This window comes from Staphylococcus sp. AC872 (genome assembly GCF_979255425.1).
Genome location: NZ_CEEDKW010000076.1, coordinates 1 through 249, shown reverse-complemented (window position 1 = coordinate 249; position 249 = coordinate 1). Strand labels below are relative to the sequence as shown.

The window sequence follows — 249 nt, the reverse complement described above, 5'->3', positions numbered from 1 at the left end:
GACAACTGGGCCTCGGTCTGCTGCGTCTTGAGCGCCTCGCGTTCGCGGAAGAGCTGGGCCAGTTGATCGCGCCCCTGTCGCTGTGCCCGGCTGACCAGCAACAGCGCATAGGCCATGCCGCCCAGCAGCGTCCAGCCGGACATCGTCGAAACGGCCCAGCCCAGCTTGACCGGCATGGTTTCGTCGAAGGTTGACACCGCATAGCGCAGCCAGGTGCCCAAGGCAGCGCCGAGGCCCACGGCCAGGGCC

At 68.3% G+C, this 249-nt stretch carries 1 protein-coding gene; it reads right to left on the bottom strand.

From position 1 onward, the window contains the following. The coding region (locus ACZ267_RS12985; protein ID WP_463680361.1) for a hypothetical protein at nucleotides 1–249 on the bottom strand (249 nt) is incomplete at both ends.